This window comes from Candidatus Obscuribacterales bacterium, from assembly GCA_036703605.1.
Taxonomy (GTDB): domain Bacteria; phylum Cyanobacteriota; class Cyanobacteriia; order RECH01; family RECH01; genus RECH01.
Map to the genome: position 1 here is coordinate 1 of DATNRH010000656.1, position 1,176 is coordinate 1,176.

The 1,176-nt window shown below is 56.6% G+C and carries 2 protein-coding genes; both read right to left on the reverse strand.

Features of this window, described 5'->3' with window-relative positions:
- Nucleotides 1–971: hypothetical protein (locus V6D20_13760; GenBank protein ID HEY9816845.1), on the reverse strand; the 971-nt coding region annotated here is incomplete at its 3' end.
- Between the two features lies 1 nt (nucleotide 972).
- On the reverse strand, nucleotides 973–1,176 hold a 204-nt coding region (locus V6D20_13765), incomplete at its 5' end, for a hypothetical protein (protein ID HEY9816846.1).

Sequence of the window (1,176 nt, forward strand, 5' to 3'; positions counted from 1 at the left end):
GCCAAAAAGTGCTGGACCTCTGGGGTTTGCGCCATGAGCAGCACTCCCTTACGCTGTTCCACCAATAGCTGGGTGTCCTCCGGGGCATGGTCGGACAGGTTGGTGTTCAGAGCAATGGCCTCAAAAAAGGAGAGAATGCCAAGGGCGCTGTCGTACTGCTCTACCAGAAGTTCGCTCGGAGCGACCTCCATCACGAGTTTGATGACGGTGGCCAGGGCTCCCAGGGTAGGCGCAAAATGGGACAGGGGTGGTGTGATACCGCCATGGCTGTTTTCACACAAGACGTACATCATGTACAGGGTCAGCGAGATGATGGGCCAGTCCAGCTGCTCAACCCCGTTAGAGAGGTTTTGAGACAGTGCCTTGATGGTGGCCGGGCTCTGCAAAACCATAAGCCTGGCGTACTCATTGCTACGGGCGGTGTTGCCCAGCATGGCAAAAATGTCTTGGCGGATCTCACTAGGGAGGCCCTGCTCGGCGGTCAACCACGAGAGGGCCGCCTCATGCACGCCCGCTTGACACAGTACCTCTACGTACGCGACGTTCCGAGAGTCAAACGATATCTCGGTGACACACGCCAAGGCCAGCCCAAATAGGGGCGACCCGGGGCCATCCCTAATGAGAGAAGCTATCCACCTCAAAAGGTCCGGACCCTGATGGGTATCGAAAAAGTCGTGCACCACCCCCTCGGCCACGTCACGGTCTGGGTAACACAGGCTCTGCTGGATGGCAGTCAACAACTCGATGGGCTCAACGTGGTGGGGCCCTTGCTGCAACAGGGCTAGCGCATGGGCGCGGAGCTGTTCAAAGGCGGTGACGGGGTCATCCATGGTTGTCATGGCACTTCGCCTCGCCTTGAGTCGCGCCTGGTTACGCTCCTTCTTTTTGCGCAGCCCCTGCTTGACCCGCTTATCGGTAGTGTCTCTACCAGAGCCCACACCCTCTTTGAAACGCCTTGCGTCAGAGTCCATTTCAAAAAAATAAATATAATACGTGAATGGAGAGTCCGGTCTGGGAACCTAGCAGGCCAAAGGGAACAGAATGGCTGACAAAGCTTTTGCCGGAAAACCCCGACTCAACGCAGCCACCAGAGAAATCAACTAAAGCCAGGTGTGATTCGGCGTGTCGCGGAAGCGCGATTGACGTGGTTATGGGGAGAAAAATGTGCAGAAGATG